The sequence below is a fragment of the Brakhagea baltica genome (genome assembly GCF_052161605.1).
Taxonomy (GTDB): domain Bacteria; phylum Planctomycetota; class Planctomycetia; order Pirellulales; family Pirellulaceae; genus JBKCUI01.
Genome location: NZ_CP197409.1, coordinates 6,176,348 through 6,200,679, shown reverse-complemented (window position 1 = coordinate 6,200,679; position 24,332 = coordinate 6,176,348). Strand labels below are relative to the sequence as shown.

Genomic DNA, 24,332 nt, shown 5'->3' with positions numbered 1-24,332 from the left:
GCTTTGCAAGTTCCATCCAAGTCACTTCTTGTCATAGCTCTCGCAGTCCAGTCGACATTTATTTGTTGGTCTCAAGAGCCAGACATTACAACAGCCCAGGAATCAGTATTTGTTTTTCCTGACTCAGGACCCGTCCGCGAACGAATTGGTGATGAGCCCGAAACCGGCCTATTACAACGTTTGCTGCAACAAAAAGACCAATCGCTTCGCGTCAGCGGCGAATGGCGTGAGCAATATGAGTATTGGAGGGGACGCGAATTCGGTTTGATTCCGGAAGCCAACAATGACTATTTGCTTCAAAGAATCTACCTCAACTTCGAATACGAGCCAACAACTTGGTTCCGTGCTCAAACTGAAGTTGGAAGTTCGTTTCAATTTGGCTCGCCTTTCGCCCCAGGTCCAATCGATGAAGACGCCCTTTACTTTCAACAATTGTTCACGGAAATTGCTCTGCTAGAAACCTATCGCGGAAAATTGGCCACACTCTTAGGGCGTCAGACTTTTTCACTAGGGTCGGGGCGGCTTGTCGCGATTCGTAACGGCCCCAATGTTCGTAGAAGTTTTGATGCGGCGCGATTGCGTTTCAAAAACGAACGGATCGATTCGCAACTATTGTTTGGATCCGATGTCTCGTTCGGTGGTGATGCGTTCGACAACCAAATTCGAAGTGACCGGCTCTTATGGGGATGCTATCATACTTTCCTTCCTGGCGCAGATTCAGTGCTTCCAGGAAGTGGAGGCCTAGATGTGTACTATCTTGGTTATCGAAATTCGAAAGCTGTGTTTGACTCCGTCAGCGGCAATGAGCGTAGGCATTCTTTTGGGGTTCGAGCCTTTGGACTCTTTGGTTCTGACAATGCTTGGGATTACAACGTGGAATCCGTATTTCAATTGGGAAGTCTTGAGGAAAAAGACATTTCAGCATGGACCTTTGCCAGCGTCCTCGGCCATACTTTCGCAGACACACCACTAAGTCCCAGAGTAGGGGCGAAGTTCGACATTATTAGCGGAGATCGTGACCCTGCGGACAACATCTTGGGTACGTTTAACGCTTACTTTCCTAACAATAGCTACTTCAGCGAAGCGGCGATCTTTGCCCCCGCAAATCTGTTCGACTTGAACTTCAATCTCGATTTGCAAGTCACCGATCAAGTAACTGCAGTTTTGCTATGGGACTTTCTGTGGCGATATAGTGAGCTGGATTCGATTTACGTTCCACCAGGTGTGCCTGCTTTTGCAGGTAACCTTTCGAGTGCACGCTACATCGGCAACTCCATTTCAGTTGCACTCACATGGAAACCTCGGGAATGGGTTGAGTCGACGACTGCATTGGTCCATTTGGATTCGGGATCGGCGGTTACCGAAGCGAATAGCAGCGATATCAATTTTGCTTTGCTGTGGGTTACTTGTTACTTTTAACCATTATTTTTTGCGATGCCTAATACCTAAATTGTAAAACCACCCTGAAGATCCGTTCTCCTTAACCAGAAAGTATCCCTTTGTATGTCGCTGTTTTCGAGTTTCTCCACTGGTTCTATGACCTACAGCAATCGAATAGTACTTGCCCCCATGACACGCGCTCGGGCGGGCTCGGAACGAATTCCAAATGAGTTGATGGCTAAGTATTACCGCCAGCGTTCTGGGGCGGGATTGTTAATCACTGAGGCAACAACGATTTCTGAACAAGCGAACGGTTGGAATAACTCGCCCGGAATCTATACCGACGCGATGACCGAAGGCTGGAAAATTGTTACGCAAGCAATTCACGAAGCCGCTGCACCGATTTTCATGCAACTCTGGCACTGTGGGCGAGCATCGCATCCGGACTTTCACAATGGTCAACCACATGTAGCTCCTTCCCCGATCAAAATCGAAGGGGATCACATTCACACACCCCATGGAAAGAAACCGCATGAAGTACCTCGGGCTCTTCGAACTGACGAAATGCCGGCGATCGTCGAAGACTACCGAAAAGCCGCAGCACGGGCTAAAGCGGCAGGCTTTGATGGCATTGAAGTCCACTCAGCGAATGGATACTTGCTGGATACGTTTCTCCAGTCGAAATCCAATCAGCGCGAAGATTCCTACGGTGGAAGCATCGAAAACCGCTATCGCATTCTCGGTGAGGTTATCGAAGCAGTCACATCCGTGTATGCGGCGGACCGAGTTGGAGTGCGAATCTCGCCTAACGGAGTATTCAACGACATGGGATCGCCCGATTTCCGCGAACAATTCCTGTATGTTGCGAAAAGGCTTAATGAAATCGGCCTCGCCTACTTGCACGTGATGGATGGCCTTGGTTTTGGGTTTCATGGATTGGGTACGCCGATGACTCTATCCGAATTCCGCAGCGTCTTTTCAGGAACAATCATTGGCAATGTCGGGTATGACAAGCAATCTGCCGAACAAGCAATTGCCAGCGGTAACGCAGATCTAATCGCGATCGGTCGTCCATTTATCAGCAACCCGGACTTGGTGCAGCGATACCAAAACGATTGGCCGCTCAATCCCGAAGCTAACCTGTCCGACTGGTACTCGCCGATCGGCGAAAAAGGCTACACAGATTTTACAACCTACTCTGCATCGTCTGCTTTGTAGACTGACAATGGGCTAATACTTTCTCACACTCAACAATTTCGGAGGAATTTTATCATGGCAAAACTGCTCTACATCGAATCTTCACCTCGCAAGGCTCGTTCGAAATCGATCGAAGTTGCGACCGCTTTTCTTGATGCTTACAAGAACGCTCATCCAAACGACACGATCCAAACGATCGACTTGTGGTCAAAGAAACTGCCCGAGTTCGACGGTTATACGATCGATGCAAAGTACCAGGTTATGCATGGTCAAAGCCATGACAGTCAGCAAGCGGCAGCATGGCAAGTGGTTGTAGACATTTGCAATGAATTCAAGGCAGCCGACAAGTATTTGATCAGCTTGCCCATGTGGAATTTTGGCGTTCCGTACAAACTGAAACACTACATCGACTTGATTGCTCAGCCCGGGTTGACTTTTTCCTTCGATCCTTCAACTGGCTATAGCGGACTGGTGACCGGCAAACCCGTCGCCGTCGTCTATGCACAAGGAGGATCCTATGGGACCGAAGCGATGACAGCTCTTGACTTTCAGACTCGCTACCTTAATCTTCTCCTAGGTTTTATAGGATTCAAGGAAATCACTTCAATCGTCGTTGACAATACGATGGGCGCTCCCGACGCCGCAACTGCTGCAATGCAGAACGCGTTGGATTTGGCGAAGCGGACGGCTGCGAATTTCTAAACCGGTTTATCGAAGCCCAGTATTGGAAGGTTTAGGTTGAACGCACTGAGAGCGTCCAGCCTCGTCAGATGACATAACGATTTGCAATCGCTTATCGCCACAATCTATCGTCGAGAAAGCCGTTCGAAGAAGAAGTTATCATGCAAAGACAGCCAACGGTTTTTCACGGCAACAATGGAATTTGGGTGCGATGGTTTCGTCATCCGTTGCGGTATCTGGCCACAGCCAATGAAACGGGTGGTAAGTACTGTTTATCGATCGGCGAAGTGGACCTAGGGCAAGGTGCATCGCCTCATTGCCATGATTTCGACGAAGGCTTCTTCATTCTTGAAGGGGCCGTCGAATTCACGGCCGGGAACCAGAAGGTCTTGTTGCAACAAGGCGACTTCATTAACGTCGCAGCGGGAACGGTTCATTATCCACGAGGCTCGAGTGAAACCCGCTCGAAGATGCTAGTCGTCGCGGCCCCTTGTGCGTTTGATGAATTTCAGATTCGCGTAGGAGGAAAGATCGAAAGCCCTCTGAACTTTGAGCCTAAAAGTGACGACGAAATGCATCGCTTGGTTGAAGACCTGGCGCCAACGTTCGGCATCGACATGCATCCGACAATCGAGCAAATCAACGCTGAACCTCGATTTCAATTGGTTCGACGCAGCGAAGGCTCGGTGTACGATGTGGCCGGCGACCGATACCGGTTCTTGGCCGAGGCTGAAGATACTAACGGCTCCTACGCGATATGGCACGCGACGGTCGGCCCGGGCGGCGGTCCTCCACATCACGTTCATCGTCGCGAAGAAGAAGGCTTTTTCATGCTGTCCGGCGAATTACACTTCGAAGTCAACGGCCACAGTGTACCAGCAACCTCGGGAGCATTTGCCAATATGCCGATCGGATCGAAACATCGATTCCAGAATCGCACCTCGCAGAACGCTGAAATGCTGATCCTCATTGCTCCCGGCGGTTTGGAAACGATGTTCCAGGAAATCGGTGCGCCGGTTGTCGATCTCAATTCGCCTATCAATCATCCCGATCACTCAGAAATAGAGAAACTACGATCCCTGGCGGGGGCTTATGGCATCGAAATCGGATAAATCTCAGGAATGCTTCTGAACATGAACAATGACGAGCAAAGTATCCCTTCGCAGCCGATGGAGCATGACGCGATAGACGGTCAGTGTGCTTCCATTCTGGATTCGGAACTTCGGCGAATGGCTTGGGCCAAGCGACTTGACGAATCGACACTATTCCAACTGATACACACGGCGAAGGTTGAGACATTCGAAGCCGACGAGGTGGTGATGGACGTGGGTAGCCCAATCAGTCATGTTCACTTCGTGGTGAATGGTCGCTTTCGAGTTCAGCTCATGGACGCTCATGGTCGCAGTCGAGTCAACGCCGTGGTCGTTCGCGGTGGAGCGATTGGCCTCCTGGCTTACGGCTGTCAAGAGTCTTCACTTTTGCGTGTCGAAGCGCTGGAACCTTCAGTCTCGATTCGCTTGACATTCGACGAGATCTTTGAACTTGGCACTCGTTCGAAAGAGTTTCAGGCCGCAATCCTTGAGTTGGTATCAAGTCTGTTTTCGCGCGTTTCGGCAGCCGATCGTCGTTTACCGATGCCGAGCGTTGTCGCTGTAGTCCACACCTCGCACCGGACATCCTCATTGACAACGCGACTCGCCAATCGCTTGGCGGAACTGGAGGAAGATCCATGCGTGTTCAGCGATTCGCCGTGCGAAGGATTGGTTGATGGTATTCCTTGCGAAAGCCTACTTACGGATAAGGCTTGTATCTCAACCCAACACAGACGCGAAAAGATCAAGAGTTGGGCAAATCGTGGCCGGTTGCTTCTAAACGTCCAAGCGTCCCAAGTCGGCAATGACATGATTGAGTTATTGAACTATGCGGAAAAGGTCCTTTGGTTTGTAGCCGACGGAGAGGAACGTGAGGCGACGCTGGCGATTGAACGGCTGACTCAAGAAGTTCCATGGGTCAAGGAAAAACTATGCGTTGTTTGGCAACTGGGTTCGACCCACGTTGCACCGTGGTATCCGCGTCTCGCAGAATTGATCGATCGTGATTTCAAGTTGTCTTTCGATCCTCGCACACGCACCGAAGGCAAACAGCTCAGTAGTGGACTCGAAAGGGTCGTGCATTACTTGAGGGGCGTTCAAGTCGGCTTGGCCCTCGGAGGAGGCGCCGCTCGTGGAATGGCACACTTAGGAGTCCTTCAAGCTCTCGAGCGCGAAGGCATTGTCGTCGACCGACTTGCGGGCACCAGTGCTGGAGCGATGACCGGGACGATCTATTCACTCGGACTCGATCCCACTTATGCGACAAGTTGTTTTAAGAACGATCTATTGCCCTCTTGGTTTTTTAGGTCGTTACCCGGAGGCGGATACTGGTATCTGATCTACAAATACCGTCGCGGTTTATTTGAACCGATGTTGCGCAAGTATTTGCGAGACTACCAATTAGAACAATTGCCCCTGCCGATAACGTCGGTATCAGTAGACTTGGTCGATGGCGAACCCAAGGTAACGTCAACTGGTGATGCGACACGAAGTATCTTGGAGAGCATCAATCTGCCGCCACTGTCCTTGCCTTTGTTTAGCGAGCAGTCGGCGATCGTCGACGGGGGACTGCTCAATAATGTGCCCGCGAATGTCCTTGTCTCTCAGGGCTGTAACTTTGTGATTGCATCAACGGTCACTGCCAAGCTTGACAAGGACTTCATGCAAATTCGCCAGTTGGGGCGCCCCAAGCGTACCCTTTTCTCGTCAGTTCAGGTCATCATGCGTCAAGCTTTGGTTCAGAGCTACAGCATGAACGCTATTGGAGTCTCACCGGCTGACTTCGTGATCGCGCCCGATGTGACGGAATTTGACATTTCTGCATTCACGCGGGCTGATGAAATGGCTTTGGTGGGTGAGAGGATCGTTTCCGATCAAATACAAAGCCTGAAAGCACAACTGAGATTGTTGGACTCAAAATTGTTTTGAGCGAGGCAGTAGACCTGGCGAACTTACGGCGTATTTCTTGAGCATCGGGGAAGTATTATTTCCGATGCTCGATCAACATCGGCAATGTGCTTGTGCGGCGAAGAACGCGATTCCGCTTGCGACTAACTTTCAATTCCAAGAGCACGGATACCAGAGGCAAGTGTTGTGGGTTTTAACCCCAGAAGTCGCGCTGCGCCGTCGTCGCCATAAATCTTGCCATTTGTAGCCGCTAATGCTCGGCTGATGTTCTCCCGTTCAAGAGTCTTCAATTCGTCAACCGTCAAAATTTTTTCCGTACCTTGATGGGGTGCAGCCTTGGAGACCGACACGTTTTTTGAAACGGTCGAATCGACATCCAGATCCAGTTTTAGCTTTCCATCATTAGATAGGATCGCAGCTCGCTCCAAAACATGCTGCAGCTCGCGAATGTTTCCTGGCCAGGAGTATCGCTGCAACAAGTTGACATTTGCAAGAGTGAGCCTCGGTGTCTTCTTGCCGACCTGCCTAGAGAATTTCGCAAGGAAATATTCTGCCAGGATTGGTATGTCTTCGGGTCTTTCTCGGAGAGGTGGAAGTTCAATCGGAAATACGCTGAGTCGATAGTACAGATCTTGGCGGAAACGACCAATCTGCGACTCCTCACGCAAGTTTCGGTTGGTCGCTGCGATGATGCGAACATTGACTTTCCTCGTTCGCTCCTCTCCGATGCGCTCAAGTTCGCCCTCCTGCAAAACTCGAAGCAGCTTGGATTGTAGGTCAAGCGGAATCTCCCCCACTTCGTCTAGAAAAAGAGTCCCGCCGTCTGCAAGCTCAAATCGACCGACACGATCGCGCAGTGCGCCTGTGAAGGCTCCCTTTGTGTGTCCGAAGAATTCACTCTCGTAAAGCTCGCGAGGAATGGCAGCACAGTTCTCTGTCCGTACCCAAACTGTTGCTTTAGGAGACACTTCCCATGAATAGCCCTATCCATTTACCACCACCCTACGACCAGGAAAGCGCTTACCGAAAAGTGAGACTCGCCGAAGACGCATGGAACTCAAGAGATCCGAAACGTGTCGCGCTCGCCTACTCGGTTGATTCGGAGTGGCGGAATCGCGGCGAGTTTATCCAAGGCCGTAAGGCGATCGAGAGTTTCTTGACTCGGAAATGGGAAAAGGAACTTGAGTACCGACTGGTTAAGGAGCTGTGGAGACATTCGGAACGAAAGATTGCGGTTCGCTTTCAGTATGAATGGTGCGACGGACAGGGTTTGTGGCATCGGAGTACTGCTCAAGCCAGTCAGCCCCTGACCCGTCGAAGCCATGTACATCCAATGCCCCTGGGCGATTGAACATGTGGATGTCATGCATCAACTGCTCTAGGGCACCTTCAAAGGCCCACTTATGATCATGGGGGAAGTAGTAGTGTGGGCTGACGAATGATGGGATATCAAATTCCTTCGCAAGAGCGAACAACTGACTGATATTTTCTACCGTACGATTCGCGGTAACGTTTTCCCAATATCACCTTCTCAAGAAGAGCATCATGCACCACTCGAAAAAAATGCGAGGTGTACTCTTGAAACAACTTTAATCGATCTTCTGAGTGGCCGAAAAGCGTTCGATAAGTCCACCAGTCATAGGTCAAATCAATTGTATAGTTCAGGATTGAATCGTAATGTTCCTTGATCTCATCTGAAATTTGAGCGTCCATATCTTCAGTCGTATTCCCGATTATGGTCCCGATATCTGAGGATTTTGCTTTTACGATTCCACCATATTGCTGGCAGAAATTCTTGTGTCAAAGTAGTGCAACAATGTGCGAGCGACATTGATCACAAGCATTGCTTCTGGAAGCTCGAGCAACTCGTCGTTTGGGTGGGCCACACTTGCTCGATTGCGTAACGGATTCAAAGCGTCCAACGCGGATGAAAACGTTCGAAGAAGCGTGTTAATGTCAGTTCCTCGCGTCCCCAAGTCCAAGAACGCAGGGTGCTGCTCACGTAACAAACGATATAGCTGGGTGATTGTTGCCTGCTCATCAAATGGGATCGCCGATGCGCGGCACACTGCTCGAAGATAACCATGCATTGATGTGTGAATCCGATCCACGCCGCTGGTAGCGCCAGTGGCGTTTAACAACGCTTCGGCATCTGCAATTGAGCGTTCTACCACATCGCTAGTTATCTTCAGGGCAGGGCTGGAGATACAGGGTATCCCCTCAAGACGTAGTGCGACTGAGATAAACTGATCGTACCGATCTTGTGTCCTCAGTTCTGATGAGCCAACTGGGTATCGGTCAAGAATTCCTCGGAGGATCCTCGCTTGGATCTCGGGCGATGACTCCTTCACGATTGCGATAAACCGTTCTCGCGTTGTACCCATGCGAGTGTTAGGGTCAATATCCAGGTCCAGCGAAGCGTAGAATTCCTGATGCGTTCGGTAGCTGAAGTCTCCGAGGTACCCCGAATCAACCCCGATGTAGTTGTTGACAAGTCGATTGATTTCTCCCGGCGTCATCATTTTTTGCACGACTCCAAACTGCGAACAAATGGAAAACTAGGTGAAATGACAATCGAATCAAAAAAAGGTTCTCTATTAGCTGTAGGGCCAAATGAAAGGAGATGAGAACCGTTCGAGCCCCATTCTATCGGGGGTCGAGGTTCTCGTCAGACATACTTGGACGAGTTCGTTCGAATCCATTCTCATCCGGACTCCGAACGAGAACTCTGTGTTAACTCTGGAGCCCCCCGAAAAGAGAGAGTCAGAGAGTTCGGGACCGATTTTTCGCACCTGCGGGTGCAAACTTGAAGGTTGCGTTCGAGAGACGGAAATCTCTCTGCAAACAGAGAGCGCGGCGGATTGGACCGGCGAAACGCGAAAAGCGTAGGAAACCCGCGAATAAGTGGGTAGAAACGAAAAACGCCCGGCGGTCGATCTCTCGACGCCGGGCGTTAAGTCTTTTGGTCGCCAAAGTTAGAACTTTGACGAAAGCTCCCCCGCCAGGGCTCGAACCTGGGACACGCGGATTAACAGTCCGCTGCTCTGCCGACTGAGCTACAGGGGAATTTGTCTCGATATGGATGCTTCTATCCCGAAACGACGCTCACCAGTGTAGCATCCTTTCGGATGACAACAACTCGCTCTGCCGCTTTTGTACCCGCCGCAATGCTAGTTCCTGTCCACTAAACCAGTCGTCTCGATTACGCAGAGTTTAACGACCCACTTTTTTTTGATCAATCCCACTCGTGTACCTTTGCTAACACATTTTCCACACCATTCCCATACACCTAACTCGCCGCCAATCTGAGCAGAAATTCACCCTCAAACGACTACTCCACGACCCTCGCTGACATGCTCCACACCATTCGGTCTTCGTCGCTATCGGGCAGGAAATGGGACCAGGGTGGCTCGTCCAACAACTCTGGACTCACTGAGCTTGCGAATTGATAGGCTCGATTCCGTATCCGGGAATCGCCGGATTGTGTTGCAATTCTCAACACGGTTGGGGCCGCAAACGAGACGCGGGGACCAATTAACGCTAGCGCGTGCATCAATAACGATGCTCGCGCTCCCTCCGCCGTCTGGAGCTCCCTCGCCAAACAAGATATTCCCTCGGTAAGAAACGCAAGCGATTCGGCGGAGGCTTCGCCTTGCTGCTCTCGGTCCGCGATTGCTTGCAGAATTCTGCCCGACGATACATAAGCGCCCGTGGGACAGTCGGGTGATTCTACGTCGGTTTCCGTTGCGACCATTCGTAGCAACGTTGGTAGCAAACTCGCAGCTTCATAGCCGTAATTGCCGGCGAAGATGGCTGCCTGGCTCCGTTTGATCTCGTTCTCGGACTCTAATTCTCGGGCTAAGTCGTCGACAGGATGGTCCACGGTTTATACGGCTCCAAACTTACTCGGCTAGGTAATTCAAGGTGTAGTAGGCATCCGCGTGCAATAGGGGCTTGCCCTCGGCGGATCGGATGCCTGCGGATCGTAGATGATGGATGTTGCCGCGCTGCAAGCCCTCGACCTCCAGTGCGACTCGCAACCCTTCCTCCGAAACTTTCGCAGAACGAACGATCGGCGTGGTCTCGTCTACCTCGGGGCTGCCATAGGCCCCCTGGAAAATGTAAGTAAAGGATTTCATGGCATACGAATCGAGATTGCCTGCCGAAGTCGGATCGACTGGCTCGGTAAAGACTAACTCAAAACCGCCGCGTATGGCTTTCATCTCGAGTACTTCGAACGGCATCTTGCCACTCCAATTCAAACGCTGCACGCCAAAGGGCTTTGTCCCTCGAGATCCCCAACCGCGATTGGTCTGACCCGCAAACATGGACCCATCGTCCGTAATCTCTAGGCCAACCACTCCGCAATCGAGCCCCTCACGGAATGGAAAGCAGGCTCCTTGATAATGCCCGTTGACCTTCTCGAGGTAGCAACGCATGATCGTACTGTTGGTCTGGTCTCCCACAAACATCTGCCCCTGAAATGGCCCGAACTTGCCTCCAGTCAAATCGCATGCGATACCGGCCGCTGACTGTCCCATGTCTTTGTAGGGAAATAGTATGGCTGGTGGCTCATACTCAGGGATGCGATCGGCTTCAATGACAAACCGGCTGCCATCCTTGGGCTCGGCAGGCTTTTTGCCAAGATATTTCTCTGCTTCGGAATACCATCTCAATCCGCCGGGGTGTCCCATGAATTTGCCCGAGGCCAAATGCTTTAACGCACAGGTTCCATTCCAGGGGCCTTGATTATCGGTGTAGAACATGTCGCCAAGCGCGTTGGCGCCAATGCCACCGGGAGACCGCACACCGCTGCAAGTCGGGATGGTCTTGCCGTCCGGAGTGACTCGAACCACCCAACCGCGATAAAGCCCGTCGCTTCCGAACGAGCCGGTCAAACAAAGTGCGACCCAAATGTTGCCGTCCGCATCCGGCTTGGACCCGAAAGCGTACTCGTGATAATCGCCCGAAATGCTCCATCCTGAGCCGATGACGTCAAACTCGTCTGCAACTCCATCGCCATCGCTGTCGCGGACCAACGAAACATCTGGACGCTGGGTGATAACGAGTCCGCCATCTCGTAGTGCCAGTCCGATGGGCTCGTGCAACCCGTGGGCAAAGAGCTGGAATTGCTCCGAACCCACTTTAGGGGCTGTCGGATCTGATACAAGCCAAATCTCTCCTCGTCGTGATGCTATGGCCAGCTTGCCATCTGGCATCATCTGAAACGAAGTCGCTTCTAGTTCGACTCCTTCAGGCAACTCAAACGTTACCAGCGGATAGTAGTCGGCCTCAGTTGACTTCACCTCGGAGCGAGATCTTCTTCGCGATGGATCTTGGAATCCGCTGGCGATATCGCAGAGTATTCCGATACTCAGCAGTGCCAAGAAACTTAGGTGGTATAGTCGCATGGTTATGGTTGGACAAAAATCGGTTGTTGGAATATTGTTTCGCGGCGCAGTGCATCTGGGGATAAAAAGCCTACCAGTGAATCGTGTAGGAAATCGCAGCAGGCATCTTTGACTGGTCGATTACCAATCGTAGTTCGGTGCCGTTTTGGCTGCTGATTTGCATGACGTTTTTGGCTTGATCGCCCAGTATTCGGATTTTGGTTTGCTTATCAACGATCCACTCCCCGTCTCCGACCGCCACGATTTCGTTGCCTCGCGCTAGTCGCAAAACGAGTTCGCGCCTCGAAGCGGAATCCGTTGGCTGCACCGAAGCTGTCTTGGCAGGATTTAGAGCAATAACTCGTCGCAGACCGATTTCTTTGTCGGTAATGTCAGCCTCGAAAGAATCACCGACTTCTACCGCGCTGACTTCTACCGCGCCGACTTCTACTGGGCCGGTTTGCGTATCGACTACTTTGTAGCGGAAGGTCGGGGAACCTTGCTGCGACAATCGATAGCCTAGGAACTGATAACCAGCTGACACGTTCTGGTTGTTCGGCCAGTTCGATTGCGAGTTAGCAAGCAACGCAATTGCTGGTCCGCCGTCTAGATTCACGACCAAGTCCCCAAGAGGCTTTTGTCGCCCGACTCCTCGGTCTCGCCAATGCATTGAGGCGTCGATAAAGGAGCCTTGCCAGATCGTTTTGAGTGCCATGGCCTCGGCATCCCAGGCTAGATTCACACCGCCTGGGTAGCCGACCGCGATACCTCGTGCCGAAAGCCCTTCTAAAAAGTTTCGATAGATGATCGGACGGTCGGTTGGTTCCAAGGCGATCTGGTCGCGTTGCAAGCCATCTGGCAGTGCTGCCTTATCACCTTGATTAAGGTAAAGCCACAGGGCGGAGATTTGGTGTTCCGCGTTTCCGTCGTAGATCTGTTTGAAGACACTCTCTCCGTCAGGGAAGCTGTTCGGCATCCGCGTTCCCGGTCGGTACTTGGTCGGCTCCATCAGATAGCGATAAAACCACTCGGGGCGAACCCGTTTGGTCATGAGTTGCATATCGAGGGCTTGGATACCTGTGGCTGCCACTTGGCCAAAAGTATGGCATTGAGCACAGGACAAGCCTTTCGTTCCTGCTAGCTTCCGGCCAGCCGCGAGGGCTTTGATTTCGGTTTCGTCGTGCGGCAACTGTGCGACTCGTTCGTCAGTTGGTCGATCTTGGTCTATGAACAGAGGTGCCAATCCTGCGGTTGCTTTACCGTAGCTAGGCATTCGCACCCGCATGTAGGGGCGGTGCCTCACGCCGTTCGTTAGCACCTCGGATAGGAACTCGTCGCGGAGTTTGTCCCCTACGCCGTTTAGTTTTGGAGGCACGCGGCCTTCGTCCCCCATCTCGGGGATCGTGGTGGTAAAGGCTGATAGGTTATGTGATTCGGGGCCTCCGAAGCCATTGCGTTCGTGGCAAGCGATACAGTTAAACTGCGTCAAGTGGAACTGCAACTTGGCTTCTGCGTTCTCGATCGGTTGAGAATTCGCGATGGTGGCCTTGATTGCGTCGCGCTGTTTGTCTGAGAGATAGTACCTCGGTGCACTGCCAGGCTTTTTCGACAAGCATCCCTTTGCAAGATCTGCTCGTTCCAGTGCGACTGCCTTTGCAACTTGGGCTGGGGTTGCGTTGTTGCCGTCATTCGACAAACCGGGCATCGAGTGGCAGTTCACGCAACCGACAGTTTGAAAGAGAGTTCGCCCTTGATTGATCAGATCCGTGTTGACTGATTCCGTTTTGGTGAGGTTGCGAGCGGCATCAGGGTCGATTGCCAACCATGGCTCGATCGATTGTCTCGGGAACGTTGGGCCTTCCCATTCCAGCTCCAGCGAAGCTTCTCCCCCTCCTTGGAAGTATTCCACACGAATTTGATGAACCCCTTGGACAAGTTCGATTTCCCCCGAAGCGAATTGGTGAGGATGGATCCCGTCGCAATCCGCGACGAGTTGGTCGTTAATGAAGAGCTTGCTCCCGTCGTCCGATCCTAGATGAAAGCGGAAGCGACCTTTGTTGTCGATAGCGACGTAGGAATGGAAGCGAATCGCGTAATTGTATTGTTCGCGAGCGACCGAGATGTCTAGGCCTGCGCATAGACCGTCTTGTTTGCTCGTGAGAGTATCAAAGTCTGGTAGCTTATCCCATGAGCCGCTGTAGACTTGGTAGGAGAAGTTGGGCGTGCTGCTTTCCTCTGATTTTGATGCAACCAGGAAGCTGACCAGATCTCGTGACTCGTCATCACTTAGATGCATGGCAGGCATTCTGCCCGAGGGTCTAACAGCGTGCGGATCTTTTAAGAACAAGGCCAAACCGTTAGCGGTATACTTTTCGGACAGATCTGGAAGCGGGATCGTCGTGGCTGTTGCGCCGCTTCCATCTGGTATAGCATGGCAAACCGCGCAACCGATTTCCTTGTAGAGTCGTTCTCCACGTCGAGCGGAGTTGCGAGCGAATCGCGGTGGGCGTTGCGGAGCTCCAGTGCTTTCCAGGTACGCAGCGAGAGATTGAATGGCCGATTGCTTTTCTGCTGCGGGCCGGTCGGCCAACAGATCGGGCATGGTGGTTCCAGGCTTTTGAGCATGAGGATTTTCAAGAAGTTGAGCGATGTAGCCACGTCGTAGTCGGCTGCCGACTTTGCTGAGATCCGGTGCAACTTTTTGGTTCTGTGAAAGTTCGGTGACGCTCGAGGCATGGCAGCTTATGCAACCTAGGTCATTGATAAGAACCTGACCGGCCATGTTTTGGTAATGAATCGTTTCCTCCTCGGAGGGTTCGGAGTCGATCATGGCGGAGAGGCGTTCAAAGCCTGCGACTCGAGGGCGTTTGGCCAGTTCATCAGCATCGATGGGTACGATCCAGACATTGCGGTAGAGAACTGGGTTTCCGTGATCTTGGAGATAGATCGGGCCCGGATCGGGTGTTTCGGCGAAGGGAGCTGCGGTTGTTGGGCCTGGGACCTCGACATCGGTATGAATCACTATTCCGTTTAACTTGGCAGTGAGTTTGGCGTTTTGAATCTTTTGACCGTTCGCGTCCCAGCGGGGGGCGGTAAACTCCACATCGTAGGTTTGCCATTGGCTTGGTGGGAGCGAAGCGTTTACGTTACTTGTTCGGACTCCGTAGATGGCACCGCTCGTGTTGATCGCGTTTTCAAAGCCGAACGAATCGAGAACTTGCGTTTCGTAACGACCTTGGTGGTAAACACCGCTGTTGCCGCGAGCTTGCCCTAGTGCTTCGGGCATCATTGGTACCTGAAACTCCAGGTGCAATCGGTAGTCTCGAAACTTGGAACGAGTTGTTGCACCGGCGACGAGCAGCCCGTCAGTGATTTTTGCTCCGGTTTCCCAGTTCTCGGTCAATGACTTTTCGGATCCGTCGAAGAGGATCACGCTATTGCTGGGGGGGCTCATACTCAAAGTGGGGCTTGTGCGATCGACGCGTCCTGCACCTGCCAGGAGGTCGGCGACATCCTCTTCGTCGGTCTCGAGAACTTGTGGGTCGGATTTGTCCCAACCTTGTGTAGGTAGGCCGCCTGCGAAGAGAGTGACTCGGTAGTTTCCTCCTCCCAAATCGGCAACTTGGATGCCCCGTCCTGCTTTGAGGTACTCGCCAACCAATTCAGATTGCGCGTCATTTGGCTGTGAAGACGAATCGGTGGAGTTTGTTGATTTCTTGGGCGAAGTTGCGTGTGCAAGCGGAATCAAGCAAGCCAGAGCAATGCTCATTGCTAGGCTTATTCGAATTGAGGTTGATTGCATGAGGAAATGTTAAGGAGGGGGGGAGTTTAAGGGAGCACGGCGTGATGAGCCAAGGCAGCGTCAGGCGGGCGGCGACACCGAAACAGTATAGTCGGAGTCGTGCTATTGTGACACGCTTAGATAGGGAGAAGAAAGAATTCCTGAGCAAGCGTTGGCTACAACTACTCTCGAATGCAGTAGACCTGGTTGCCAATTCTGGCGACGAATTGGTTGCCAACCAGGGCTGCACCGTAGACGGTTGGTTTGGCGAACATGGCGGAGGCACGGCGGCGTTCTTCGGTGGATTCGTCTTCCATTTGGGTTGATTCGGGCGGTAGCTGGTCGGGATCAAAAAGCTCGCTCTCTGCTAGTACGTTAAACTCGGTACTGTCGGCAACGACCATCACCAGGCCTTCTTTTCCGAAGAAGTAAATTCGATCACCAACAGCAATGGGGGTTGCCCAACAGGATTGTTTCAGTCGTTGGGAATAGATTGATTCCCCGGTTTTGAGGTCAACGCAAAACAATGCACCAGCTGCGTTAATCCAGTAAGCTCGACCATTGTGTGCGATGGGGGAAGCCCATGAGGTTGAGAGCTTATCGTTTATCCATACCAATTCTGCTTTCCACTGGTTACCTTGCTGGCTGACTTTCACCATACCGTTCGACTTTTTCGCCAGCTCGGCGTTATCGCCTCCTCTGCCGCCGGACGCACCGATAAGAAAGGTACCATCGCCGTGGTCTATCGGGGTGACACCGGTGTTACCACCTACTCCAGAGAGGCTCCAAAGTTGGGAGCCGTCTTGTGCGGAGTATCCGTCGACGCTGCCAGCGGAACTGATGACGATCTGTTCGGTCCCGCTGATGTTGAGTAAAGCAGGTGAGCTCCAGGAGCGACGGGATGTTCGGTCGGCCTTCCAGTCGACATTGCCTGTTTGTCTGTTCAACGCGACCAGGGCACTTGGTCCGTCATGTTCCATCAGGACAAAAACATGCGAACTGTTTTGACATGGGGATGCGCCCAAGCCGAATTCGGCAACGAACGGCCCCATTTCTTTACCAAGATCTCGGGACCAGAGTTCATCCCCAGCGTGGGAGTAAGCCACGGTGTTTCCACTCTCGAAGAATACGACGACTCGCTCGGCATCAACAACCGGCGTGGGGGCGGCGCGACTGACGTAGTAGCTGCTCTTGACCGGGAATGAGTTCTTGAGGGACTTGGTCCATTTTGGCTCACCAGTCTTTAGGTCGAGAGCGTAGATCAAGTAATTGTCTTTGTTGACACCGTCCACGGAGGTGACAAACACAGTGTCATTCCAAACGACAGGACTAGATTGTCCGTGCCCATCGATTGTGGTCTTCCAAGCAATTTTGTTGAAATTTTCCCATTGCAGCGGGAGGCTAGAAGGATTCTTTGGGCTGGAGGCTCCCGCCCCAAGAAAAGCTGGCCATTGGTTTGCATCATTCGCGTTGAGCGATTGAGTTAGATTGGCACAGCATACACCAACGGTGGAAAGAGCGAGTGCGGTTTTCAGTAGAATCGTGAGGCTACGCTTTGCATGTTGTCTTCGGTTGGAATTCATCTTCACAGGTGATCTTATTTTAGGGAAGTAAGTTTAGCTTGCGGCAGCTTCTATTGCCTTGAAGGCTGACGTCATGATAGCACCAGTTGAACTTAGAAAACACCGTGTGACGTTGGATTGGATGCATGGTTGGAGTATTTTCCACAAATCCCCGCGAGGTCACTTGCATTTGATACCAGTTAGAGCAATAATACTCTTACGAGACTTAGGGCTCTCAGTGGTATGCGATTTCGGGCGTGACGCATACTGTTGGGAGCCCTTTTTTCGTTTTAGGGCATTGAGTTATCTAACCTGCACGCTTCGAGAATGGTTGTCTGGCTGAGACCTACTGAATTTGATTCGTCTCGGAAAAGATCTTCAACTTGCGATCAAACCAAAAGGTTCCGATCGGGATCAGCGAGGCGATAAAGGCCTGCACGAAGATTGTGGGCTTCCAGCTGTAAACCCAAGTTGACAGTGCTGCAAGGAAAACGTATGCCACGAAGAGTCCGCCGTGTGCAGCTCCCACCAGCGAGACCATTAGTGGTTGGCCAAATGCATACTTGAGCGGCATCGCTACAATCAGGAGAATCAGGTACGACAGTCCCTCGAGAATTCCTACCCATCGAAACGTCGGAATCAGCCAACTCATACTTACCGGTATCCTGGAACAAAACTTAGGGGTTAGATCGGAGGTGCAGACTAGGGTACGTAAGTCAGTGCTTTATCGTCGAGAGGAACGATCCAAACATTTCGAAACTTGGTCGGGCTCTCATGGTCTTGCAGAAAGACTGGCCCGCGTTGCTCTTGCTTTTGCATAACGGCGATTGGCTTTAGGTAGTCGGTCGTGCCATAGCGAAACGGATGATAGACAGAGCGTGGCTCTTCGAAGCGAGTGTTATCTTGAACGAGGGTACCATTGAGCCATGCCGTCACCGAGCCCAGCTCGGTTATAACCCCTTTTTCATCGCGTCGAGGAGCTTGGTAGCGAATATCGTAGACTTGCCATTCACCCGGCTTGCGTGAAGCGTTTTTTATGGGTTTCTGGAAGCCGTAAAGAGCTCCATGGTCGTGCTCGTTCATTCGAGCGTCCGGCTTGCCCCAGGAATTGAATATCTGGAGCTCATAATGTCCGTGGATGTAGATGCCGCTATTCCCCTCGCCTTCAGGTGCAACCATGAACTCTACATGAATATCAGCGTCCCGAAAGTGGACAGTCGACACGATGTGATTGACTCGACCGCCGGATCTGGTGGAGGTAATGACTCCTTTTTCGTTGGGCCAATTGATCGGCTCACCAGTCATGCTGACAAATTTATTGGTTTCTTCACCCAGGAGAACGATGGCGTTGCTAGGAACGGGGGCTGGCAACGTCGTTTGGTCCGGTTGGAAGGCTGCCTGCTCAACGTTTGCAGCTTCGGCTGTCGCAGCATCTTGTGCAAACGTGGACGGACGTTCCGCACTCACAAAAGTGATACTCGCCAGGAACAAGATAGCCCATGGTGACAAGCGTTGCCAAGTTTTGCGGGTAGCGAAATAGCCGGGCTGGCGTAGGTTCTGATTTCTAAGCACGGTATTTTTCTTGTTGGTGGGTGGGATTTCTATGCGCGGTGTTTTTTGGGCATCAGCTTTATTCTAGCCTCCCGATTGTAGTCTAAAGCGAGGCTTGTAGTGGCGGTAGCTAGGAACGGGCGATTTCGCTACACTCTTCGCAGTTTCTGGCTGCAGTTTCTGAAGAGTTGCGAGAAGAAAAGCTCCACCGTGGGAGTTCGATTCGTAATTCGCTGAAAGCCTGCAATGCAAATTTCCCCATCCAGTTTTCTCCTAGAACCGTTTCCATGGCAGCTAAAACAGCAATCACACCGACCCGGGCGCAAGACTACCCAGAATGGTACCAGCAGGTTATCAGCGAGGCCGAGCTAGCGGAAAACTCGAGCGTCCGAGGTTGCATGGTTATCAAGCCGTGGGGGTATGCTCTTTGGGAGAACATGCAACGAGTGCTCGATCGAATGTTCAAGGAAACGGGGCATCAGAACGCTTATTTTCCGCTGTTCATTCCGATGAGCTACTTGGAAAAAGAGGCAAAACACGTCGAGGGGTTTGCCAAAGAGTGTGCGGTGGTCACGCATCATCGCTTGGAGCCAGATGGCAAGGGGGGATTACGCCCAGCGGGGCCGCTCGAGGAGCCCCTTATCGTTCGTCCGACAAGCGAGACGATCATCGGGGCGACGTATGCCAAATGGGTTCGGTCCTACCGTGACTTGCCGATCTTGATCAATCAATGGGCGAACGTTGTGCGTTGGGAAATGCGAACGCGGCTGTTTCTGCGGACCGCAGAGTTCCTTTGGCAGGAGGGGCATACGGTTCACGCCACGTCCGAAGAGGCTATTGCGGAAACACGGCTCATGCTCGATGTGTACGCCAAGTTTGCCGAGGATTATATGGCCATGCCTGTGATCAAAGGGGAGAAGACGGCCGGCGAGAGATTTCCAGGTGCTGTTATGACGTTGTCCATCGAAGCCATGATGCAAGATGGAAAAGCCTTGCAGGCCGGCACATCGCACTTCCTCGGGCAGAATTTCTCGCGAGCTCAAGAGATCAAGTTTCAGGACCAGAATGGCGAAGTGGCGTTTGCCTGGACAACATCGTGGGGGGTATCGACACGATTAATCGGGGCATTGATTATGTCCCATTCGGATGATGATGGGCTAGTATTGCCACCTCGATTGGCCCCGACTCATGCCGTGATTTTGCCGATCTACCGAGATGAAACGCAACGGGCAGAAGTTCTCGCTTATTGCGAAGCATTGAAAGCAGATCTCAAGAAGCAAGTCTTCGATGATGGAGTCGTACGAGTTGACATAGACGATCGGGATCTTCGCGGGGGAGAGAAGAAATGGTACCACGTCAAACGGGGTGTTCCGCTGCGAATTGAGGTCGGTCCCAAGGATATCGCCAACAACAGTGTCTTCATGGGCCGCCGGGACACAGGCGAGTCCAAAGGGATTCCGCGCGACGAGTTGGTCGCATCGATTGCGAGCATACTTGAAGAGATTCAGACCAATCTCTTTCAGAGAGCATTGGCCTTGCAAGAGTCTCGAACGCGAGAGATTGCGACCGAGGCCGAGTTCCGCAAGTACTTCTCGGGGGAGCCAGGGTTTGCACTTTGTTGGTTCTCGAGTGAAGAGGAGGTGCAACCGCTCCTCGACGAACTCAAGGTTACCATTCGCTGCATGCCCATCTCGCATGGGGGAGAAGGGCAGAGTACTGGCGACGCGAGCGTTGGCGGCACAAGCGTCGACTCCGGGAAATGCTTCCTCACGGGCAAAGAAACTCGTCTGCGGGCCATTTTTGCCAAGGCTTACTAGCGACAAGGCTTCGATCGCTCCCTGTGCGTCTTTTTCTTGGGCGATTGCTGTATCACAAGGCGTAACGTTTTTAGCCGGACCATCTCGCAGGCGGTTCCGCGAGATAGCAGATTTTCGAAAATTCTGTTTTTCCGGCTAATATTTTTCTTCCTGCTGCGTCTAGTGTCTGCCGGGCGTTTACGGCTCCGGACTGATTATGCTTAGAGGAGAAATTGTGAAATTGACATCCGTTCCCCCAACGTAGAGGCCAGGTTGACTGCCACACCTGACGCAAACAAGGAAAACGGCGTAGCCTCCGCCCAATCGATGCCTCGATCATCGATCGGTGCGTTGTTCGAGGCCGAAGAGTCGGGCTTGCTCCGGTTCGCGTTTTCGTTGACTGGTCGCCGAGCGGTGGCAGAAGAAATCGTCCAAGAAGTCTTTTTGCAGCTGCACGCGAGATGGGATTCGGTCTTTGAACCGCGTGCTTGGCTCTACCGGAGCGTTCGGAACAGCGCCTTTCAGCACCTGAGAAAAACGAGACGGGAATCGTTAAACGCAGACGCGGAACGGGACTTAGTAGCGGATGAAAACGCGGAAACACCTGACGACTTGATCGCTCACATGGAGACCATCGCCAACCTCAGGAGCTTGGTCGACGACCTGCCTGAAAAGGATCAACGCATCATACAACTTAAATACTTCGAAGGACTCAAATACCGCGACATCAGCCAATCGACAGGCCTAACGGTAAGCAATGTTGGATTTCGACTCCATCAGATCTTGAAAAAGCTGGCTACCGGCCTACTGCCGAAAGGAGATCACGACGAATCATGAACGATGATCTAAATGCATATACCATCGAGCACGAACTCCAAGTGCGATTGCTCAACTTGGTGATCGACGAAGCGTCCGATTACGAGCGTGACCAATTGATGCACTTGATGGAGCAACGTCCTGAGCTGAAGCTTTATGTCGAGCACTTGCGACACATGCATGGTTTGCTCGTCACGGTCGGTGGAGGTGATTGGAATAAAGAACCGTTACCGATGGCCGACGATGTGGACTGGAAACTCTCTGATGAGCGGCGCGCTAAGCTGCTTGAGACTCTCGCTGGAACGACTGAGGTAACGTCGACGAAGCGAGCGTTTCTGAGGTCGCCCATCGTCTCGAACAAGAAGGTCTCGCAATGGCTACGAGTCGCAGCCGTCGCGGCGAGTGTTTGCTTTATCGCAGCGATTTTGATGCTGCCCGCCCAGCAAGCGGCCAGAGAAGCCGCAAGAAGAATGAGCCCTAGCAAGTCGGTTGTTATGGGTGACGTTGGCAGCTACGAAGGTTTCTCTCCCTACTATCTAGAGGACGACGTTCAGTATTTCCCCCCCCCCGACTCCACTGAGAAGGAGGGGGCGGATGCAATCGCCTACTCACTCCCGAGCAGCTCCGTGACGGTTCCTGATGGTGGTTCCATTCAACTGGGAGGAGTTAAACGCGATGGAAAGTTTGGAGATTTATCTTTTCAGTCAGACAACGTTATGGACGGACCGGAAGGACAAGTAGCTATTGATGGACATCAGATGTCAAGGGATCGAGTGCCGAGCAGAACCGAATCCCAAGGCCAAGTACGGGCGAAAAAGGCAGAACAGGAGTTCGCACAAGCTGGCCAGATGCCTCCATCCAACGAAGTCCGCTACGGCGGTATGGGAATGGGCGGATATGGCGGCATGGGTGGCATGGGAATGGGAGCGGCTAGCGATCAAAGTGGGTATGGTGGCCGTGGTGTTGATGGTTTAGGTCCTGGAGGCGGCTACGGCGGTGGTTATGGTGCCGAGGCTGGCGGTATGGGAGCAGGGATGGGCGGTGCTGGCATGGGCGGCGGTATGGGTATGGGTATGGGTATGGGGGGCGGTAGGAGTGTGGAGGGCTATGATCCGGGATTAAGCGTAGCGGAAAGCGATCTTGATTCCTTTAACGATGTGCCACCAGTCCGATATCCGACCGAAGAAGTGTGGCGGGACTTGGCGGGTCAAAGGCAGTCGCTATATGGCTCAGAAACGGGGAATGCTCCAAATGTTGCCGCAAATGGAATTACTGGCGACTCGGAGGGTACGAATAATGCTGTACCAAGCATTACGAACGACACCACGCAAATGTACGACAAGCGTTTTCGAGCTGACCAACCGTCAGTAATTACCAATAATTTCCAATCAGTTCCCGCAATAAAGTCACGTAGCTTAGAATCGGGCTCGTCTTCATTTCCGTCGAGCTCTCAGCAAACAAAGTCAATACAGGGGCAAATCGACGACTTGGTAACAGACATTGCGTTACCAGATCCTGGTCCATTCGTCCAATTGAAGGGAGAACGTTCGCTTGATCAACAGGAAACCCCCATGATGACTGTCTCCCCTCGGATCATTATCCCTGAAGAGGAAGAGGAAAAGGTTTGGTTGACCATGGATCAAGCCTTGGCTGAATTGGAAGCGGAAGGAACCATACAGCCCCCATTTGGAGCTCCAGATATCGGCCGCTTTGCAGAAGCTGACAAATCCAAACTCAGCAGCGATCGGGAAATCGCTCTTGGAATTGACGCTAAAGCAAAACCGATCCAACCAACTAAACCCGCTGCTCCGATTCGCGAACTGTCTGCTGCCACGGAACCTTTTTCGACCTTCTCGCTGTTTGTAAGCGATGTGTCGTTCCAGCTTGCTCAATCCGCACTCAACCAAGGCCAATGGCCTGACCGCAGCACTGTTCGCGTCGAAGAGTTTCTCAACGCCTTCGACTACCAAGATCCCACGCCGAACGATTCCGAGATGGTCGCTTGCCAAATCGAACAGTCCACCCACCCGTTCCTGATGCAACGCAATCTAGTTCGTGTCGCCATGAAAACCGGTGCCTCCGGTCGGGGGTTGAACATGCCGCTGCGCCTGACTGTCCTGCTGGATATTTCGGGTTCTATGGAACGGTACGATCGCAAACAAGCAGTCTTAAGGGCCTTTCAAGCCCTCGTCGATCAGCTTCGCGATCAAGATCAAATCACCTTGATCGGTTTCGCCAACACTCCGCGCTTGATCGCCGACCGGCTGTCGGCCGAACAAGCTCGTTCGCTACCGTCTCTGATCGCCAACACCCCTAGCCAAGGTGGAACGAATATCGAAGCCGCTTTGGCCCTTGCCCGAGAGAAGGCTCGTGAACAGTACACCATCGGAGGTCAGAATCGAATCGTGATGTTAACCGATGGGGCGGTGAATCTCGGTAACGCCGATCCGACTGAATTGGGCCAACAGATCGTCGAGCTTCGAAACGCGGGGATCGCTTTTGACGCGGCCGGTGTCTGTGCTCATGGCCTTAACGATGAGGTGCTCGAGGCACTCACGCGACAAGGGGACGGACGTTACTACCTTATCAATGCGGAGGAATCTACCTCCGAGCAATTCTCGAAGCAACTCGCTGGGGCGCTTCGGCCCACGGCCAAGAACGTCAAGGTCCAAGTCGAATTCAATCCGCAGCGGGTGGGGCAATATCGATTGCTAGGTTTCGAAAAGCATCAGCTCAACAAAGAGGACTTCCGAAACGACCAAGTCGATGCAGCGGAATTAGCTGCCGCAGAAGCAGGCGTTGCGATGTATCAAGTCGAAGTCAAGCCGGACGGTTTCGGTGACATCGGTACGGTTTCGGTGCGCTTTCAAGATGTTTCGACAGGCCGCATGGTGGAACGACTTTGGCCGATCCCTTACTCGGCAAGAACGCCCTCACTCGATGCAGCGAGTCCCACCATGCAGTTGGCATCGGCAGCGACGTTGTTCGCGATGAAGCTTCGCGGCGAGCCCAGTGCGGATCGTATCGAGCTCCCCGCCTTAGTTAGTCTGATTACTGGTTTACCAGCTTCCATTGCCAATCAACCTCGCGTTCAAGCTTTGCAGACGATGCTCAACCAAGCTCGAACGTTGGGGGAGCCACCCCAGGTTGGGTATTAAGGATCTTTAACAAGATCCACT

General features: G+C 52.4%; 17 protein-coding genes, 1 tRNA gene and 1 pseudogene. 9 read left to right on the top strand and 10 right to left on the bottom strand.

What is annotated here, in order from left to right; all coding sequences use genetic code 11:
* Positions 1-3 precede the first annotated feature (3 nt).
* The 5 genes from SH449x_RS24245 (at position 4) to SH449x_RS24225 (ending at position 6,278) form a co-directional block, all read left to right on the top strand.
* On the top strand, positions 4-1,419 hold the full coding sequence (locus SH449x_RS24245) for an alginate export family protein (RefSeq protein ID WP_482378655.1): 1,416 nt from the start codon (positions 4-6) through the stop codon (positions 1,417-1,419).
* 84 nt (positions 1,420-1,503) lie between these two features.
* The gene (locus SH449x_RS24240; RefSeq protein ID WP_482378654.1) at positions 1,504-2,598 is read left to right on the top strand and encodes an alkene reductase; all 1,095 of its coding nucleotides are present in this window, start codon (positions 1,504-1,506) and stop codon (positions 2,596-2,598) included.
* Positions 2,599-2,652: 54 nt separating this feature from the next.
* Positions 2,653-3,279, top strand: coding sequence for an FMN-dependent NADH-azoreductase (locus tag SH449x_RS24235; RefSeq protein ID WP_482378653.1), 627 nt, complete (start codon positions 2,653-2,655; stop codon positions 3,277-3,279).
* Between the two features lie 140 nt (positions 3,280-3,419).
* Positions 3,420-4,370: a cupin domain-containing protein gene (locus tag SH449x_RS24230; RefSeq protein WP_482378652.1), complete on the top strand. Its 951-nt coding sequence runs from the start codon at positions 3,420-3,422 to the stop codon at positions 4,368-4,370.
* A gap of 21 nt (positions 4,371-4,391) precedes the next feature.
* A complete protein-coding gene (locus SH449x_RS24225) occupies positions 4,392-6,278 on the top strand; it encodes a patatin-like phospholipase family protein (protein ID WP_482378651.1) in 1,887 nt (628 codons plus the stop codon).
* Positions 6,279-6,400: 122 nt separating this feature from the next.
* On the opposite strand, the pseudogene SH449x_RS24220 reads toward SH449x_RS24225, so the two are convergent.
* Positions 6,401-7,189 (bottom strand): annotated as a pseudogene (locus tag SH449x_RS24220) (sigma 54-interacting transcriptional regulator); the annotation flags it as partial.
* A gap of 41 nt (positions 7,190-7,230) precedes the next feature.
* Here SH449x_RS24220 and SH449x_RS24215 point away from each other — a divergent pair.
* Positions 7,231-7,608, top strand: coding sequence for a DUF1348 family protein (locus SH449x_RS24215; RefSeq protein WP_482378650.1), 378 nt, complete (start codon positions 7,231-7,233; stop codon positions 7,606-7,608).
* Between the two features lie 98 nt (positions 7,609-7,706).
* Here the strand turns inward: SH449x_RS24215 and SH449x_RS24210 are convergent, their stop codons facing one another.
* The 9 genes from SH449x_RS24210 to SH449x_RS24170 form a co-directional block, all read right to left on the bottom strand.
* On the bottom strand, positions 7,707-7,970 hold the full coding sequence (locus tag SH449x_RS24210) for a hypothetical protein (protein ID WP_482378649.1): 264 nt from the start codon (positions 7,968-7,970) through the stop codon (positions 7,707-7,709).
* A gap of 50 nt (positions 7,971-8,020) precedes the next feature.
* Positions 8,021-8,779, bottom strand: a complete 759-nt coding sequence (locus tag SH449x_RS24205; protein WP_482378648.1) for an abortive infection family protein — start codon at positions 8,777-8,779, stop codon at positions 8,021-8,023.
* A 471-nt stretch (positions 8,780-9,250) separates the two neighbouring features.
* A tRNA-Asn gene (locus SH449x_RS24200) sits at positions 9,251-9,323 on the bottom strand.
* 265 nt (positions 9,324-9,588) lie between these two features.
* Positions 9,589-10,140: a hypothetical protein gene (locus SH449x_RS24195; protein ID WP_482378647.1), complete on the bottom strand. Its 552-nt coding sequence runs from the start codon at positions 10,138-10,140 to the stop codon at positions 9,589-9,591.
* Between the two features lie 19 nt (positions 10,141-10,159).
* Positions 10,160-11,668 (bottom strand): DUF7133 domain-containing protein, encoded by a 1,509-nt coding sequence (locus SH449x_RS24190; protein WP_482378646.1) that lies wholly within the window; start codon positions 11,666-11,668, stop codon positions 10,160-10,162.
* A gap of 70 nt (positions 11,669-11,738) precedes the next feature.
* Positions 11,739-15,449: a 3-keto-alpha-glucoside-1,2-lyase-like domain-containing protein gene (locus tag SH449x_RS24185; RefSeq protein WP_482378645.1), complete on the bottom strand. Its 3,711-nt coding sequence runs from the start codon at positions 15,447-15,449 to the stop codon at positions 11,739-11,741.
* Between the two features lie 161 nt (positions 15,450-15,610).
* Positions 15,611-17,011 (bottom strand): outer membrane protein assembly factor BamB family protein, encoded by a 1,401-nt coding sequence (locus tag SH449x_RS24180; RefSeq protein ID WP_482378644.1) that lies wholly within the window; start codon positions 17,009-17,011, stop codon positions 15,611-15,613.
* Positions 17,012-17,336: 325 nt separating this feature from the next.
* Complete coding sequence (locus SH449x_RS24175) at positions 17,337-17,642, bottom strand: DUF3817 domain-containing protein (protein WP_482378643.1); 306 nt, start codon at positions 17,640-17,642, stop codon at positions 17,337-17,339.
* A 50-nt stretch (positions 17,643-17,692) separates the two neighbouring features.
* Positions 17,693-18,562, bottom strand: a complete 870-nt coding sequence (locus SH449x_RS24170) for a 3-keto-disaccharide hydrolase (RefSeq protein WP_482378642.1) — start codon at positions 18,560-18,562, stop codon at positions 17,693-17,695.
* Between the two features lie 266 nt (positions 18,563-18,828).
* On the opposite strand from SH449x_RS24170, the gene proS reads away from it, so the two are divergent.
* From proS to SH449x_RS24155, 3 genes are all read left to right on the top strand, one after another.
* A complete protein-coding gene (proS, locus tag SH449x_RS24165) occupies positions 18,829-20,358 on the top strand; it encodes a proline--tRNA ligase (protein ID WP_482378641.1) in 1,530 nt (509 codons plus the stop codon).
* A gap of 252 nt (positions 20,359-20,610) precedes the next feature.
* Positions 20,611-21,174, top strand: coding sequence for an RNA polymerase sigma factor (locus tag SH449x_RS24160; protein WP_482378640.1), 564 nt, complete (start codon positions 20,611-20,613; stop codon positions 21,172-21,174).
* Positions 21,171-24,311 (top strand): vWA domain-containing protein, encoded by a 3,141-nt coding sequence (locus SH449x_RS24155; protein WP_482378639.1) that lies wholly within the window; start codon positions 21,171-21,173, stop codon positions 24,309-24,311. Before SH449x_RS24160 ends, SH449x_RS24155 begins: the two co-directional genes overlap by 4 nt.
* Positions 24,312-24,332 lie beyond the last annotated feature (21 nt).